The sequence below is a fragment of the Sulfurospirillum sp. UCH001 genome (genome assembly GCF_001548035.1).
GTDB lineage: Bacteria > Campylobacterota > Campylobacteria > Campylobacterales > Sulfurospirillaceae > Sulfurospirillum.
On record NZ_AP014723.1, the window covers coordinates 1,158,708 to 1,173,590 of the forward strand.

The following is a 14,883-nucleotide window of genomic DNA, read 5'->3' on the forward strand; positions in this document are numbered from 1 at the left end:
AAGAATGTAAAAAAAAAGACAAATATGTAAATTTTACATATTTGCCGAGAAAATAAAAGCCAGAGGCTTTTACATATAAAGCTTCTGGTCTTCCACAACGCCCAGTTTTCGTGCAATCGCTACAGCAGCATTTCTTCCATCAAGTGCTGCGTTGACGACAAGGTTTGCACCTCGTACAACGTCTCCACCTGCGAAAACAAATGGGTGAGAGGTCTCTTTGTTTTCATCAACGATAAGTGTATTTGAACGCCCCACGGAGAGATTTAGTTCATCGTAAAAGCTAAAATGTTTTGCTTCAAACCCAAGAGCTAGGATGATACTATCGGCAGGAATGGTTTTAACGCTATGTGGCTTGGTTTGTAGCTTTTTGTTTTCATCCATATAGGTTTCTAAGATTTCAAGTCCAATGACACGGTGTTCGTCATCAACAAGCGCTTTTTTAGGCAGTGCGTTAAAGAGAAACTGTACACCTTCTTCTTTTGCATTCACAACTTCAGCAGGGCTTCCTGGCATACTTTTTTCATCGCGTCTATAGACACAAGTAACACTTTTTGCTTTATGACGAATCGCTGTACGAAGGGCATCCATCGCAGAGTCACCGCCACCGATAACCACAACGTGTTTGTTGCGTAAAATAGACTTTTGAAGTGCATGGTCAAAAAGGTTTTTTTGAGTTTGCGTTAGCAACGTCATGACCTGATACACACCCGTTGCATCTTCATTTTCCATATCAGCACTGCGACCTTTTGGTACACCAAGACCTAAAAAGATAGCATCAAATTTCTCTTGCAGTTCGGACATCGTGATGTCTTTACCCACTTCGGTGTTAAGATGTACTTTCATACCAGCAGCTTTCATCCACTCAAGGCGTCGTAAGATGACACTTTTTGGAAGTTTGAAGTTAGGAATACCATACATCAAAAGTCCACCGACACGGTTTTCTCTCTCAAACATTTCGACTTCAATGTTGGAGCGTAGTAAAAATGTTGCACAGCTAAGGCTTGCAGGTCCACTACCTACTACAGCCACTTTAAATTTTCGTCCCTCTTTTTGACCATAATCAGGAATAGCGCCTTGCTCATACGCTTTTTCATTTAAAAAGACTTCAACATTGCCGATAGAAACAGCATGATACTCGGTTTTTTCTAAGGTACATGAACTCTCACAAAGTCCTTTTTTAGGGCATACACGACCCAAAATTTCAGGGAAAGGGGAGCGTGCATTGGAAAGTTCAAACGCGCTTAAATAGTCGTTTTCATACGTTTTTTTGAGCCATCTTGGAATGTTATTGTTTAAAGGGCAGCCTGTACGGCAGAACTTAAACTCACTTTCAAGACCTCGGAGAAGATCAATAGGACACTGAAGACAACGACTGGCTTGTGCTTTTGCTTCACTCTCTTCAAAATTATGATAAATAGGGTAATAATCCTCAACACGCTCATCTGCAGGGCGTTTTCTTGGATAAGCTTTTGCGATGGTCTTATAGCTTCTCATCTTTCATCCTCTATGATCTCTATGCTTTTGATATGTAACTCTTGCCCACCAATCATCTTGACATCTTCACTGTGACATTTTGGGCAGATAAAATGGTTCTCTTTTACAACACTTTTTTCATGACATGAGGCGCACTGAAGCACGACCTCACACACATTGATAGCTAAGGTAGCATCATGACAAATGGTCTCTTCTTTGAACGTGTTAAAACACTGTTCTAAAAAATGAATTTCAATGCCACTGAGTCTTCCAATGCTTACTTCAAGACGTTTGATAGCTTTTGCATGATGCTTTTTCGCCTCTTTTTCACACACATCAATGAGTGACGCGACGATGGAGTACTCATGCATTGTAATCTAGCCTTTTTGTGCCATAAGCTTAGTGTATTCATCATAGTCCACGACTGAAATAGCACTGGTCGTACAGACTCGAATACACGCAGGTCCTTCAACACGATTAAAACAAAGATTGCATTTTACGGCTACTCTTCGCTCTTCTTGTTGCCTCATGGTGATTGCACCATACGGGCATACGAGTGAACAACAACTGCACCCCACACATGCCTCTTCATGAATCTTGATAAAATCGTCCATCTTCTCAATGACGCCATGCGGGCAGAGTGCTAAACATGAAGGCGACTCACAGTGCATACATTGAAGTGGAGCAGTTTTTCCATCAATCTTAACAACACGGTTACGCGAAATAAGCGGTAACTTTGTGGTATAGGCCTCTTCAAAGCTAATGCCTGCGTATGCCGCAGCACAGGCTAACTCACAACTTAAACATCCGACACATTTGGTACTGTCTGCAAATATAAAATGGTTTCGCATCTTAACGCTCGGTACAAGAGATACAAGGATCGATGCTGTTAAAAATTAATGCAACATCATCAATGCTATTATTGGGCATCATCACTTTGAGTGCTTCCCAGTTCATATATGTGGGAACACGCCATTTCATGCGCTCAGGTTTTTGCGAGCCATTGGTTTTAAGGTAATACACCAACTCGCCTCGTGGTGCTTCGGAGCGAGAGATCGCTTCGCCTTCAGGGATAAGTGAGCGTGTTGGAAGAACAACATCCCCCTTTGGTAGCATATCTAATGCTTGATGAAGGAGTTTCATTGACTCTAAAATTTCATAAAGCCTTACTTTCGCACGAGAAAGCACATCGCCATCTTTTTGAAGTACTACATCAAATGAAAGTTTGTCATAAGCGGCGTATGGAGAACGTTTTCGCACATCATTGTTAACACCGCTTGCACGTGCAACTGGTCCTACAACGCCTAATTTTAGAGCATCTTCATAACGTAGCACTCCCACGCCTCCAATGCGAGCGATCAGTGTAGCATCGGTTTCAAAAAGAGCGATAAAGGCTTCAATTTTGCTTTTATTTTTATGTAGAACTTCTCTGATAGATGCAATCAGGATTGCATCAAGGTCAAACTTGACTCCGCCGATGGTATTGGCACTTAGATCCATTCGGTTTCCCCAAATGGCCTCTTTAAGGTCTTGAAAATCTTCTCTGGTTTCTAAAAGCTTGGTCATCAGAGATTTATTGTGAATGAGATGCGCTAACATACCAAGGTTAAAGAGATGGCTTGCAATGCGTTTGATCTCATCAGCAACGACTCGAAGGTATTTTGCACGCTCAGGTAACTGAAGTCCAGCGATTTTCTCTACTGCCATACAGTAGGTAAAAGGGTGGTTGTTAGAGCAGAGCGCACACACTTTTTCAGTAATGATAAGATTTTGTAAAAAGTTTCTTTGAAGCACAATAGACTCGATACCACGATGCACAAAACCATTGATCATATCGACGCTTTTAATGGTTTTACCATCATCATTTGGTTCTATTTTAAAATAAACAGGCTCTTCAAGTGCTACGTCAAAAGGTCCTAAAATCACTTTTGTTTTATCCATGAAGGACTCCTTTTTCAGCTTTAACCTTGTCCCATAATTCTTGATTGACCTTACCACTCATTGCAAAAGAGAGTGAGTAATACTCTTTGACAAGATCCTCTTTTAGGGCTTCATCTAAGAAGAGACGTTTTGGATTAGGATGGTTTTCAAGGGTGATACCATAAAGTTCACTGAGTTCTCTCTCCGTCCAGTCTGCACTTTTAAACAAAGGTGTAATGGAAGGAACAGAGGCGTCACTCACGTGTAGTTTCATATTGAGCATGATGCCATCTAAATCAAAGTGATAAACCAATTCATGGGCATCTTCTTTTTTATAGGCAGTTATCATGCACACTCGTGCATTCAATGTTTGCAAAATTTCAGCAATGCGAAGAAAAAGCGTTTTGTCATCGATGGCGCACCAAAGACTATCTCCTTGCGTCTCAAAATGACAACTTAGTTTTAAAGTAGTGCAAATATCATTCAGTTTTTGATGTAAGGCTTTCATTTAGAGGGCTCTCTTTGCAAAAGTATGGTCACGCCTGCATGTGGGGCAGAGGTTAAAAAGTGCTGTGAGCTCTTCATTCACATTCTTAAACCCTTTTTGAAGCATGTTTTTTGGAACATTTATCATTGGTTCATGGCATTTTGAACAGGTCCCGTACTCGACGATATTTGTTGTAACTGAGGTGTACTTTTCACTTTGTGGTGTTGCCTCTGCCAGTGTAGAACTGAGTGTTATAGCCCCTGTTGGACAAAAGTATGCACAGTTTCCGCATAAGGTACAGGTATTGTGCCAGATGAAAAAGTCGTAGCTTTGTTGTGGCGTGATACACGAGATATTAATTGCACCAGCGGGGCAAACAAAAGCACAGGTTTGGCACAAAACACACTGGTCTTTTTGAAATGCAACTTTTCCTTTATAGGTATTCATGCGTTCACCTTCTCTTTCCAAAGTGCACAGGCTTTAACAAGTCCATCGACAATACTTTGTGGTGGAGGCGGGCAACCTGCGATATTAACATCTACATTGACAAAACGATCTAATGGTCCTTCGATGGAATAACTATCTCGAAAGACACCACCCGTTACAGGACAAATCCCCATAGCGACAACTACTTTATTTTCAGGCAAGCGTTTGAGGGTTGCTTCTAAGAAAGGTTTGGAGCGTGTGGTGATAGATCCTGTAACGATGACGATATTTGCCTCTTCAGGAGTGTTCGTGTAGGTGCATTGAAGGCTATCGAAGCCAAATTTTGGAACAAGGATGCTGGCTAAAAGCTCAACATCACAACCATTGCAGGAACCTGCATTGATACGATAAACGTTGATGTTATCTACCATAAAGGGTCTCTTTAGTTTATAGTTTATGACTAATATTAATTCAACCAATAAAGATTGATTTAAAGTTGGTATTGTAACACAATTATCAGTGATAACATCACAAAAAATGGAACTTTTTTTCAAAGAATTTCAGATGCAAAGCGGTAAAATAAATTATTTATAGCTAAAGGATCAAAATGCCAAAAAGAGAGGAAGCCTTTGCATTACTAAGCGCATATAACGGTGATGCGCTTGTGACACATGGATTAGCGGTTGAGGGAACGATGCGGTATATGGCGCGCAAAGCAGGAGAAGATGAAGAACTGTGGGGTATTGTTGGGCTTTTGCATGATTTGGATTATGAAAAATTTCCTGAACAACACTGTCATAAAACAGCGCAAATTTTGCGAGAAAAAGGCTATAGCGAAGAGATTATCCGTGCTATTATGTCGCATGGCTGGGGCATTTGTACGGATGTTGAACCACAAAGCAGAATGGAAAAAACCCTTTATGCGGTCGATGAACTGACAGGACTCATCACTGCATGTGCGTTGGTTCGCCCAAGTCGCTCGGTCATGGACTTAGAGCTTTCATCGGCTAAGAAGAAATATAAAGATGCGCGTTTTGCCGCAGGAGCGAGTAGAGAAGTCATCCAAAAGGGTGCTGATATATTAGGTGTTAGCATCGATGAACTCATCGTGGATGTCATTACAGCGATGAGAGAAATTGCGCCTAGTTTAAGGCTTGAGATGAAAGCTTAATTACGCTTTTGCTCTTTTGTAAATATAAGGAAAAAATAGCGCGATAATCAACAGTGCAGCGCAACCCTCCAAAAGAAGTGTTTGGGCTGCTCCAAGATAATGCGAAATGGTTCCTATAAGAAGTGCTCCAAGCGGTTGCATTCCAAAAAATGCCATCGCAAAATAGCTGATAACTCTGCCTCTCATATGCGCATCAGATGTTGTTTGAAGCAGTGTATTGATGATGGTGACATGAAGCATCATACCAAAGCCTGCGATGGTACAAAAGAGATAGGAAAAAAATAAGGTAGACGAAAGCGAGAAAAAGAGTATACCGAGCCCAAAACATGAAGTGGCAATGATAAGTAGTTTTCTAAGGTTGCTATTGGCTTTTAACGAAGCTAATAATATCGCGCCACTCAATGCTCCAAGACCCACAAAACTATTCAAATACCCATAAATAGTAGCATCCCCACCCAATGTTTCTTTAGCAATAATTGGAAATAAAGTCGTATAAGGAAGTACGAGCAAGCTCATAAGCGAGAGAAGCACGATAAGAATGCCTAACGAAGGTGTTGATCGTAAATAATGCAACCCATCTTTAAGGTCAGCAAGCATTTTTTGTGTACGTACTTGCGGTATATGTGCTGGTAGTTGCATCATCAGTAATGAGACGATCACAGCAATGAAACTAAGGGAATTGAGCATAAAACAGATACCTTCACCAAATGTTTCGAGTATAAAACCAGCAAATGCTGGACCAAGCAGGCGTGCAAGATTGACCATCGTTGAGTTCAGCGCTATGGCATTGCCAACATCTTCTTTTTTTTCAACCATATAATGCACTAAAGATTGTCGTGCTGGCACATCAAAGGCGTTGATGATACCCAAAAGAATACTAAGAACGATCAATTCAACAACAGAATAATCCGTAAAAATAACAATTAATGTGACAACAATGGCTTGAAGCATGGATGCAAACTGTGTAAAAAGTAATACTTTGAAGCGATCATAACGATCGGCGATGGCTCCACCTAGAAGTGAGAGGAGAAATGAGGGAAATTGACTTGCAAACACACTAAGACCGAGGATAAAGGCAGAATGTGTTTGCATGTAGATAACCCAATATACAGCTGTTCTCTGCATCCATGTTCCCATCAAAGAGACAGATTGCCCTGCAAAAAAGAGTCGATAATTACGGCTTTGAAAAGCTCTAAAAGTGTGAATGTTCATAGTGTAATTATAGCGGAGTTCGTCTTTGAACGTGTTTGAGAAGTGAGGGTATTTGATGAACGAAACAGTGTTACTGTATCAGAAAGTAAAGTCCCCTTTATTTCTTTTTTCAATCTTCATAATCTCATACATTCATCATTCGTGTGAGCTACAATGTTTGTATATTTGGATTAAATATAATAATTTATGTTTAATTAAGATTTTCAATATGCTTGTAAATAATATTTCACAATACAAGGAGATACGCGTATGTTTGAGAATTTTAAAGCAAGAGCTGAAAACTCAGGCAATACTGAAGTAAAACGCTTTGCAACAACGGCTGGGGCGCTTGACTTTATAGAAGAGCTTTTCAAAAAAGAGGAGATAAACAACGAAGTAGGCTCATACGCTGTTTGGGCGGATAGTCCTATTTTAAAGCAGTTTGACAACCAAGCTATGGCGCAAAAGTTTCCTGGTCTTTATTTTGAAGTTAATAAAGAGCTCGCCAAAGGCGCAAAAATTGGCATTACACAGTTGAAATGGGGTTTAGCAGAAACAGGCAGTATGGCACAAGATTCAACTGACATTGCTCAACGCTTAGCATCTGCGCTTGCGTGGATTCACGTAGCCATTCTTCCAACATCAAAAATCATTGCGGATATTCCTGCTTTGATGACAAAGATGCACCCAAAAGATGATAAATACATTACGCTCATTACAGGGGCTAGTAAAACAGCAGATATTGAACGTGTACTTGCCATCGGTGTTCATGGTCCAGAGCGTTTGGTTATAGTGTGTGTCGATGATTTAGAGTTAGAAGGAGTAGCATCATGAAACACGATATGTCAGAATCCATCCACAAAGCCCTTGAAAATCAAAACCTAGCAGGTATTTTAGACAGATGGAATTACCCAGCAACACGTGCAAAAGCGTTTGAAGGTGTTGATTTTGAGGCACTACGTACTCAAATTGCAGATATTAAAGGTGAAGCAGCTGGTCATCTTCGTGAACTTGCATACACCTTTAAGAAAAATGCCGAAGCCAATGGCATAAAAGTTTTCATCGCCAACAGTCCAGAAGCTGCGCGTGAATACATCGCAAATTTGTGTCAAGAAAAAGGTGTTAAAAAAATCGTCAAATCAAAATCAATGGCTACAGAAGAGATCCATCTGAACCATTTCCTTGATAAGTTTGACATCCAATCTGATGAAACGGATTTGGGGGAATGGATCTGTCAGCTTGCGCACCAAACACCCTCACATATGGTTATGCCTGCACTTCACTTAACCAAAGAGGAGATTTCAGACCTTTTTGCAAAAGAGACCAAACAACCGCTTGACAATGACATTCAAAAACTCGTTAAAGTTGCACGAAAAGCGATTCGCGAGAAGTTCTTTGAAGCCGATATGGGAATTTCAGGAGCGAATATCGCGATTGCAGAGACAGGCTCTATCGTCATCTGTACCAACGAAGGAAATGCACGTTTGGTCACAACGCTTCCAAAGATACACGTTGCATTGGTTGGTCTTGAAAAACTCGTACCTAACTATACCGATGCTGCACCTATTTTAGCAGCACTTCCACGAAACGCAACCAGTCAGCTTCTTACCAGTTATGCTTCTTTTATCTCTGCACCAACGTTGAATGATGATGGTTCAATGAAAGAGGTACACATTGTTTTGATGGACAATAATCGTACCAAAATGGCAGAAGATCCAAAGTTTAAAGAAGCACTTCAGTGTATTCGCTGTGCCGCCTGTTTGAACGTGTGCCCTGTTTATCGTTTGGTTACAGGACACGTGTTTGGCGACATCTACACAGGAGGTATTGGTACGATTTTAACCGCATGGTTCAACAAATTAAAGTCTGCCGAAGACATCCAAGCGCTCTGTATCGGTTGTGATAAATGTAAAGAGATATGTGCCGCTAAAATCGATATCCCTGGGCTTATTTTAGAGCTTCGTCATCGTGCGGCGGATAAAGAAGGATTGCCATTTATCTATAAAACTGCACTTGAAGTCATCAATAACCGTAGAGTCTTTCATGGCATGTTGCGTGCGGCTTCTGTACTTCAAAAACCATTTGTCAAAGAGGGTTTCATCCGCCACTTGCCGATGTTCCTCTCTGGTTTATCTGAGTACCGAAGTTTACCTTCTGTCGCCCCTGTACCATTCCGTGATATCTTTAAAACCATTGTACAGCCTAAATGCGAAGAAAAAGCAGTCTTTTACGCAGGCTGTGCACTTGATTTCGTGTATCCAGATGCAGGTGTTGCAATCGTGAAGATTTTGAACAAAGCGGGAATCGAAGTGCTCTTCCCTGATGAGCAATCATGCTGTGGTATTCCTCATTGGGGAAGTGGCTCGTTTGATATGGCAGCGGACGCGGCAGAACGCAATATCTTGCCTCTCTTAGAAGGCGATCCTAAATATATCGTGGTCAGTTGTGCAAGTTGTACCACCGCTTTGAAAAAAGAGTGGGCAAAAATCCTCAAAGAGCAACACAGAGAGGCATTAATTCCTAAAGCAAATGAAGTCTCGTCACGAACGTACATGTTCACCGAATTGGTTGACAAACTCATTAAAGAGAAAAGACTCACTCCCAAAGAAGGCGTGGAGCTTCATACGCTTACTTACCATGATTCTTGCCATGCAAAACGCCATGTGGGTATTTTCAAAGAGCCTAGAGCTGCACTGAGTGCTGCTGGTTATGAAATCAAAGAGATGAATGAGTGTGATACGTGCTGTGGTATGGGTGGTTCATATACCCTTAAACAACCAGAAATTTCAATGCAAATGCTTAAACGAAAGCTTGAAAACATTGAAGCAACAGGAGCAGAGTTTGTCACTGCTGAATGTCCAGGCTGTTTGATTCAGATACGAGGAGGGCTTGATAAGTCAGGTTCTAAAATTAAAGCGATTCACCCAGCTGAGCTGATGGTCGATAAGTTCAAATAAATCATATATTAAAGGAGGAAGAGCATTACGCTCTTCCTTTTTTTATTATCGTGCGTATTGCTCTTTAATCTCTTCTTTGGTTGCTTGACGTACATCGGCTACAACACCGTGAAAGACAACATCAATACCCGCAAAAGGGTGATTGCCATCAAGAACGACATGCTCTTTTGTCACTTCTTTTACGATATAAATAATACTCTCTTCTTCACCACTGAGTTCATCTTCAATAATCTCTTCAAATTGTTCACCAACATGGATGTGGTCGTCAAATTCACTACGAGGCTGTGTAACGACTAAGGTTTCATCGTACTCGCCAAAAGACTCTTTATGGCTAAGTGCTACTTCGATTTCATCGCCTACCGTTTTGCCTTCAAGTGCTTTCTCGACTTTTGCAAAGACATCATTGTATCCGCCATGTAAATATACAAGTGGTTCATCACCTGTATCAAGAGGTGTTCCTTTTTTATCAAGCACACGGTAACTAAGAGTTACGACGCTATTTTTACCAATTTTCATTTTCTATCCTTTAAGTAATGTTTGAGTCTTTTGACACCTTCACGCATGTGTTCGATATTTCGAGTATAGGCAAAGCGAAGATAGTGGCTTGTTCCATTGCTCCCAAAATCAATTCCAGGAGTGGTTGCAACATGGATGGTTTCTAGGAGTTCTTTTGCAAATGCAAAGCTATCATTGGAGTATTTTGAGATGTTTGCCCAGATATAAAAAGCACCTTCTGGTTTTGCATCGATCTCAAAAAGCTCTGAGAGTTCTGCATATAAAAAATCACGTCTTGCTTTGAATTCTGCTTTGATCTTGGCAAGGTAACTCTCATCAAATGCTTCAAGTGCCCCATATTGGCTCAGTGTTGGTGCTGAGATGAAAAGATTTTGAGCGACAATTTCAGCATGACGAACTTGCTCTTTTGGCACGATAACCCAACCTAAACGCTGTCCTGGCATACAATAATATTTAGAAAAACCATTGATGACAAAAACATTTTTTCTTCCAAATTCAAGTGCACAGTTCGCCTCTTTTTCATACGTCAAACCATGATAAAGTTCATCGGAGATAAATGCGATACTGTGGGCTTCGCAGTGTTCAATGAGTGCTTTTAGGTTCTCTTTGGTGTAAATATTGCCTGTTGGATTGGCAGGAGAAGAGATCTGCAATGCATCAAGAGAATGCGGTTTTAGATCATCCACATGCAATTCAAAATTATCCTCTTTACCAATAGGCATAAAATGCGGTTTGATATCAAGAAGATGTGCAAAGTTTTTATAACACGGATACGAAGGATCACTCATGCCAAGTGTTGCTCCGCTTTTAAGCGTAAGTGCATACGCAATTAAAAAAGCACCACTGGTTCCTGGTGTTAAAAAGATTTGATCGATGTCTATATGAACGCCATAGGTTGTTGCATAATGTTTCGCAACTTTTTCACGAAGAACAATAAGCCCATGACTTTGGGTATAAGAAAAGCGATTTTCATCAATGCTTTGATGTAATGCTTGTTTGACTTTAGGGGAGGGTGGAAGATCGGGTTGACCGATTTCAAAGTGGATACTATCGTCATATTTTTCAGCTTCTTTGACAATATCCATAACAATAAAAGAACTCATCTCATTGCAACGCATACAATAACCTTTGGGTGTTTAACCCTTGTTTTTTTGCGACATTATAGCCAATTAAAGAGAGAAACTTCCCCACGAAATGTGGGGCTAGGAAGCTATGGTTTGAAGAAATTGTGTTTTGAGCTCTTCATAAGGCAAATAACGCCCGATAACAACAAGCAGTGATTTTCGTTCACCTACAAAAGGAGAACCAAAGTCAAAACCAACAACTTTATGCACACCTTGAACAATGAGACGGCGCTCATCGCTATCTACAGCTAGGACACCTTTGTAACGAAGCATATCGTTACCATAGACTTCAACAAGATTTTCCATAAAGGCACCGATCTTTTTAATGTCAAGCTCTCCTGCTTCAAAGACATAGGAAGTGATATCATCGCTCCATGACTGCGTAGGCTTTTGAGCACTAAAGCTTTTGAACTGAATATTTTTGGCGTCTTTGGCTTGATAAAAGCCCTGATTGACATTGAGTGTATCACTTAGATCAAATGCACCAATCCCAATCCAAATCTCTTTAGGAAGTTCACCTTTGCATGCTTCAAAAATTTCTGCTTTAGAGTTAATCGTATTGATACGTGAAAGAACAAGCTCTTTTTGTGCCTCATCCACACAATCTGCTTTTGTAAGGATGATACGATCTGCAAAGCCAATTTGTGAAGCAGCAACGCGGTGTTCATCGAGCTGTTTAATAACATGAATCGCATCAACAAGTGTTATTACCGCATCAAGCATGATGCGTTCACGAATGATTTCATCAACAAAAAAAGCTTGAACAATCGGTGCTGGATCAGCAAGACCTGTAGTTTCTAATAAAAGACGATCTGCCTTAAATGCGCCAGAGTCCATTTTAGCAAGCAATTCGTGAAGTGCTTGGGTTAATTCTCCTCTAATGCTACAGCATACGCAACCATTGCTCAGTTCGACGATTTCAACATCTTCTGTACTTTTTAATAGAGCTCCATCCACATTGACCGCACCAAATTCATTTTCAATGATGGCAATGCGCTCACCCTGATTGTGTTCTAAAAGATAATTGATAAGGGTTGTTTTTCCCGCGCCTAAAAATCCTGTTAAGATCGTAACAGGAAGCGGGGTAGTGTGGTTTAAAATCTCATCAGCAACAGCGTGAGCTGCCATTTTTCCCTCCATAGCGTGCTTCAACACGTTCTCTGTAAAATTCTTCATAACTCATAGGTGTTTGTTCAGGATGGGTAAGACGCATATGTTGCACATAGGTATCGTAGTCAGGTACACCCACCATTAAACGCGCAGCTTGTCCTAAATATTTTCCCGCTTTTGCAAGATTCTCAAACATCTTCTATCCTTGTTTTATTAAGATGATTTGACCAAGAGGAGATCCTCTTGGTCAAACAATTTAGTGTGCAGTACCTCTAATAATCTCTTCTGCATTCGCAGGCATAGGAGCATATGGGACTTCAACAGCTGTTGGTTTGTCAGATTGAAGTGCTTTACGGCATGCTTGAACCGTGAAACCAATCATAACGACGACAACGATCATAAAGAAAACAATCAAGATACCATCGAGTTGGTTATTGAAAATAACGCGCTCTACGGCTTCTTGAGATTTAAAGACAGCATTTGGTTTAAAGTTACCACTTGCAAGAAGTGTTTGAAGTTGATTTGCTTTAGCAAAGAAGCTAACCGCTGGATCAGAATTAAATGCTTTCAACCAACCTGCACTGAGTGTACAAATAACTAACCATGTTGCTGGAACGATAGAAACCCATGCAAAAGCTTGTTGTTTCATTTTGAAAAGAACAACAGTACAAAGCATTAAAGCAATCGCTGCAAGCATTTGGTTTGTAATACCAAAGAGTGGCCATAAGGTATTGATACCACCTAATGGATCAACAACACCTACGTACAGGAAGTAACCCCATGAAGCAACAACAAGAGCTGTTGCAAGCAAGTTTGCAAACAATGAATTGGTTCTTTTTAGGCTTGGATTGATAAGACCAAGTAAATCTTGCAACATAAAGCGTGCTGCACGAGTACCAGCATCAACTGCAGTTAGAATAAAGAGTGCTTCAAACAAAATTGCGAAGTGGTACCAGAAAGACATAGAACCAAGTCCGCCTAATGCTTGATGAATGATTTGTGCCATACCAACAGCAAGGGTAGGAGCACCACCAGCACGAGAGATAATACTTTTTTCACCTACATCAGCAGCAATTTGTGTTAATGCGTCTGGTGTTACAACAAATCCCCAGTTACTTACTGTTGCAGAAGCTGCCATTGCTGCATCCGCTAAGCCTGTTGGGTTCAGTGCACCCATAGGGCTGTTCATCGCAAAGTAAACACCTGGATCAATGATAGATGCAGAAATAAGTGCCATCATCGCAACAAAAGACTCCATCAACATACCACCGTAACCGATCATACGTGCTTGAGTTTCATTTGCAAGCATTTTAGGTGTTGTACCTGAAGAGATAAGTGCGTGGAAACCAGAAACAGCACCACATGCGATGGTAATAAATAAGAATGGGAAGAGGCTTCCTGACCATACTGGTCCATGTGTATCAAAAGCGTATTTAGTAACTGCTGGCATTTGCATCATTGGCATTAACACAACAATACCAATTGCAAGACCAATAATCGCACCGATTTTTAAGAAGGTTGATAAATAGTCACGAGGTGCCAAAAGTAACCATACAGGAAGTACAGCAGCAATGAAACCATAAATGATAAGTGCCCATGTAAGTTGTACACCTGATAGATCAAAATAAGGTGCTAAACTTGGGTTAGCTGCGACATCACCACCAACAATAATTGCAAATACAAGACCCACAATACCAATAATAGAAGCTTCAAGAATACGACCTGGGCGAATAAAGCGTAAGTAGATTCCCATGAAGAATGCTAATGGAATGGTAAAGGCAACAGTAAATGTACCCCAAGGGCTGTGTGTAAGTGCTTTAACAACAACCATTGCAAGAACTGCCAAGATAATGATCATAATCATGAAACATGCAATAAGTGCAATGATACCTGGGATGGTTCCCATTTCTGTCTTAACGAGATCACCTAATGATCTACCATCACGACGTGTAGACACAAATAAGACCATATAGTCTTGTACCGCACCTGCTAAAACAACACCGATTAAGATCCAAAGCATACTTGGCAAATAACCCATTTGTGCTGCTAAAACAGGACCAACTAATGGACCTGCACCCGCGATCGCTGCAAAGTGGTGGCCAAAGAGAATAACCTTGTTGGTTGGGACATAATCAAGTCCATCGTTATGACGAAACGCTGGTGTCATACGTGTTGCATCTACTTTTAAAACCTTGTCCGCAATGTAAAGGCTGTAAAAGCGGTATCCAATCAAATAAACACACACTGATGCTGTAAGCACCCACATAGCATTGATCGATTCACCTCGATTTAATGCAATATAGCCAAACGCAATAGCGCCTAAAATGGCTACAAATACCCAAGCTATCCTTGAAGACGCGCTTGTACTGTTCGCTGTCATATCTTACCTCCGTATAAAATTTACACTCGTAGAACACAAAAGTTATTACTTAGGAAACTCTCCACTTCCTAAGACGGTAAAAGTTAGCATATCTTCTTTTAGATTAGCTTTAATTGGAGGCATCTTTA

General features: G+C 40.7%; 16 protein-coding genes. 3 read left to right on the top strand and 13 right to left on the bottom strand.

Features of this window, described 5'->3' with window-relative positions:
• Nucleotides 1–69: 69 nt before the first annotated feature.
• From UCH001_RS05820 to UCH001_RS05850, 7 genes are read right to left on the bottom strand one after another with little or no spacing between them, the layout of a single operon-like run.
• A complete protein-coding gene (locus UCH001_RS05820) occupies nt 70–1,494 on the bottom strand; it encodes a glutamate synthase subunit beta (protein WP_067175528.1) in 1,425 nt (474 codons plus the stop codon).
• A complete protein-coding gene (gene hypA / locus UCH001_RS05825) occupies nt 1,491–1,844 on the bottom strand; it encodes a hydrogenase maturation nickel metallochaperone HypA (RefSeq protein WP_067175531.1) in 354 nt (117 codons plus the stop codon). Before hypA ends, UCH001_RS05820 begins: the two co-directional genes overlap by 4 nt.
• A 6-nt stretch (nt 1,845–1,850) precedes the next feature.
• Complete coding sequence (locus UCH001_RS05830; RefSeq protein ID WP_067175534.1) at nt 1,851–2,324, bottom strand: 4Fe-4S dicluster domain-containing protein; 474 nt, start codon at nt 2,322–2,324, stop codon at nt 1,851–1,853.
• 1 nt (nt 2,325) lies between these two features.
• Nucleotides 2,326–3,414 (bottom strand): nickel-dependent hydrogenase large subunit, encoded by a 1,089-nt coding sequence (locus UCH001_RS05835; protein ID WP_067175537.1) that lies wholly within the window; start codon nt 3,412–3,414, stop codon nt 2,326–2,328.
• Nucleotides 3,407–3,901 carry an NADH-quinone oxidoreductase subunit C gene (locus tag UCH001_RS05840; protein WP_067175540.1) on the bottom strand — a complete coding sequence of 165 codons (495 nt, stop codon included), beginning with the start codon at nt 3,899–3,901 and terminating at the stop codon, nt 3,407–3,409. Before UCH001_RS05840 ends, UCH001_RS05835 begins: the two co-directional genes overlap by 8 nt.
• Nucleotides 3,902–4,327 carry a 4Fe-4S binding protein gene (locus UCH001_RS05845; protein WP_067175543.1) on the bottom strand — a complete coding sequence of 142 codons (426 nt, stop codon included), beginning with the start codon at nt 4,325–4,327 and terminating at the stop codon, nt 3,902–3,904.
• On the bottom strand, nt 4,324–4,737 hold the full coding sequence (locus UCH001_RS05850; protein ID WP_067175546.1) for an NADH-quinone oxidoreductase subunit B family protein: 414 nt from the start codon (nt 4,735–4,737) through the stop codon (nt 4,324–4,326). The genes UCH001_RS05845 and UCH001_RS05850 overlap by 4 nt, the downstream gene beginning before the upstream one ends.
• Nucleotides 4,738–4,913: 176 nt before the next feature.
• Here UCH001_RS05850 and UCH001_RS05855 point away from each other — a divergent pair, with 176 nt between their 5' ends.
• Complete coding sequence (locus UCH001_RS05855) at nt 4,914–5,477, top strand: HDIG domain-containing metalloprotein (RefSeq protein ID WP_067175549.1); 564 nt, start codon at nt 4,914–4,916, stop codon at nt 5,475–5,477.
• Here the strand turns inward: UCH001_RS05855 and UCH001_RS05860 are convergent, their stop codons facing one another.
• A complete protein-coding gene (locus UCH001_RS05860) occupies nt 5,478–6,689 on the bottom strand; it encodes an MFS transporter (protein ID WP_067175552.1) in 1,212 nt (403 codons plus the stop codon).
• 249 nt (nt 6,690–6,938) lie between these two features.
• Between UCH001_RS05860 and UCH001_RS05865 the strand changes: the two genes are divergently transcribed.
• Both UCH001_RS05865 and ldhH read left to right on the top strand, forming a co-directional pair.
• Complete coding sequence (locus UCH001_RS05865; RefSeq protein ID WP_067175556.1) at nt 6,939–7,502, top strand: lactate utilization protein; 564 nt, start codon at nt 6,939–6,941, stop codon at nt 7,500–7,502.
• The gene (ldhH, locus tag UCH001_RS05870; protein ID WP_067175559.1) at nt 7,499–9,625 is read left to right on the top strand and encodes an L-lactate dehydrogenase (quinone) large subunit LdhH; all 2,127 of its coding nucleotides are present in this window, start codon (nt 7,499–7,501) and stop codon (nt 9,623–9,625) included. Before UCH001_RS05865 ends, ldhH begins: the two co-directional genes overlap by 4 nt.
• 45 nt (nt 9,626–9,670) lie before the next feature.
• Here ldhH and UCH001_RS05875 read toward each other — a convergent pair whose 3' ends face one another.
• From UCH001_RS05875 to cstA, 5 genes are all read right to left on the bottom strand, one after another.
• A complete protein-coding gene (locus tag UCH001_RS05875; protein WP_067175562.1) occupies nt 9,671–10,141 on the bottom strand; it encodes a peptidylprolyl isomerase in 471 nt (156 codons plus the stop codon).
• Nucleotides 10,138–11,259, bottom strand: coding sequence for a pyridoxal phosphate-dependent aminotransferase (locus tag UCH001_RS05880; protein WP_067175565.1), 1,122 nt, complete (start codon nt 11,257–11,259; stop codon nt 10,138–10,140). The genes UCH001_RS05875 and UCH001_RS05880 overlap by 4 nt, the downstream gene beginning before the upstream one ends.
• An 84-nt stretch (nt 11,260–11,343) precedes the next feature.
• Nucleotides 11,344–12,393 carry a GTP-binding protein gene (locus UCH001_RS05885; RefSeq protein ID WP_067175568.1) on the bottom strand — a complete coding sequence of 350 codons (1,050 nt, stop codon included), beginning with the start codon at nt 12,391–12,393 and terminating at the stop codon, nt 11,344–11,346.
• Nucleotides 12,371–12,571 carry a YbdD/YjiX family protein gene (locus UCH001_RS05890; protein WP_067175571.1) on the bottom strand — a complete coding sequence of 67 codons (201 nt, stop codon included), beginning with the start codon at nt 12,569–12,571 and terminating at the stop codon, nt 12,371–12,373. The genes UCH001_RS05885 and UCH001_RS05890 overlap by 23 nt, the downstream gene beginning before the upstream one ends.
• Before the next feature lie 60 nt (nt 12,572–12,631).
• Nucleotides 12,632–14,755 (bottom strand): pyruvate/proton symporter CstA, encoded by a 2,124-nt coding sequence (gene cstA / locus UCH001_RS05895; RefSeq protein ID WP_067175574.1) that lies wholly within the window; start codon nt 14,753–14,755, stop codon nt 12,632–12,634.
• Nucleotides 14,756–14,883 lie beyond the last annotated feature (128 nt).

Bases quoted from the DNA above. Each gene is read 5' to 3' on its own strand.
- hypA (WP_067175531.1), bottom strand. From the start codon at position 1,844: ATGCATGAGTACTCCATCGTCGCGTCACTCATTGATGTGTGTGAAAAA.
- UCH001_RS05835 (WP_067175537.1), bottom strand. From the start codon at position 3,414: ATGGATAAAACAAAAGTGATTTTAGGACCTTTTGACGTAGCACTTGAA.
- UCH001_RS05855 (WP_067175549.1), top strand. From the start codon at position 4,914: ATGCCAAAAAGAGAGGAAGCCTTTGCATTACTAAGCGCATATAACGGT.
- UCH001_RS05860 (WP_067175552.1), bottom strand. From the start codon at position 6,689: ATGAACATTCACACTTTTAGAGCTTTTCAAAGCCGTAATTATCGACTC.
- UCH001_RS05875 (WP_067175562.1), bottom strand. From the start codon at position 10,141: ATGAAAATTGGTAAAAATAGCGTCGTAACTCTTAGTTACCGTGTGCTT.
- ldhH (WP_067175559.1), top strand. From the start codon at position 7,499: ATGAAACACGATATGTCAGAATCCATCCACAAAGCCCTTGAAAATCAA.
- UCH001_RS05850 (WP_067175546.1), bottom strand. From the start codon at position 4,737: ATGGTAGATAACATCAACGTTTATCGTATCAATGCAGGTTCCTGCAAT.
- UCH001_RS05845 (WP_067175543.1), bottom strand. From the start codon at position 4,327: ATGAATACCTATAAAGGAAAAGTTGCATTTCAAAAAGACCAGTGTGTT.
- UCH001_RS05890 (WP_067175571.1), bottom strand. From the start codon at position 12,571: ATGTTTGAGAATCTTGCAAAAGCGGGAAAATATTTAGGACAAGCTGCG.
- cstA (WP_067175574.1), bottom strand. From the start codon at position 14,755: ATGACAGCGAACAGTACAAGCGCGTCTTCAAGGATAGCTTGGGTATTT.
- UCH001_RS05880 (WP_067175565.1), bottom strand. From the start codon at position 11,259: ATGCGTTGCAATGAGATGAGTTCTTTTATTGTTATGGATATTGTCAAA.
- UCH001_RS05820 (WP_067175528.1), bottom strand. From the start codon at position 1,494: ATGAGAAGCTATAAGACCATCGCAAAAGCTTATCCAAGAAAACGCCCT.
- UCH001_RS05830 (WP_067175534.1), bottom strand. From the start codon at position 2,324: ATGCGAAACCATTTTATATTTGCAGACAGTACCAAATGTGTCGGATGT.
- UCH001_RS05885 (WP_067175568.1), bottom strand. From the start codon at position 12,393: ATGGCAGCTCACGCTGTTGCTGATGAGATTTTAAACCACACTACCCCG.
- UCH001_RS05865 (WP_067175556.1), top strand. From the start codon at position 6,939: ATGTTTGAGAATTTTAAAGCAAGAGCTGAAAACTCAGGCAATACTGAA.
- UCH001_RS05840 (WP_067175540.1), bottom strand. From the start codon at position 3,901: ATGAAAGCCTTACATCAAAAACTGAATGATATTTGCACTACTTTAAAA.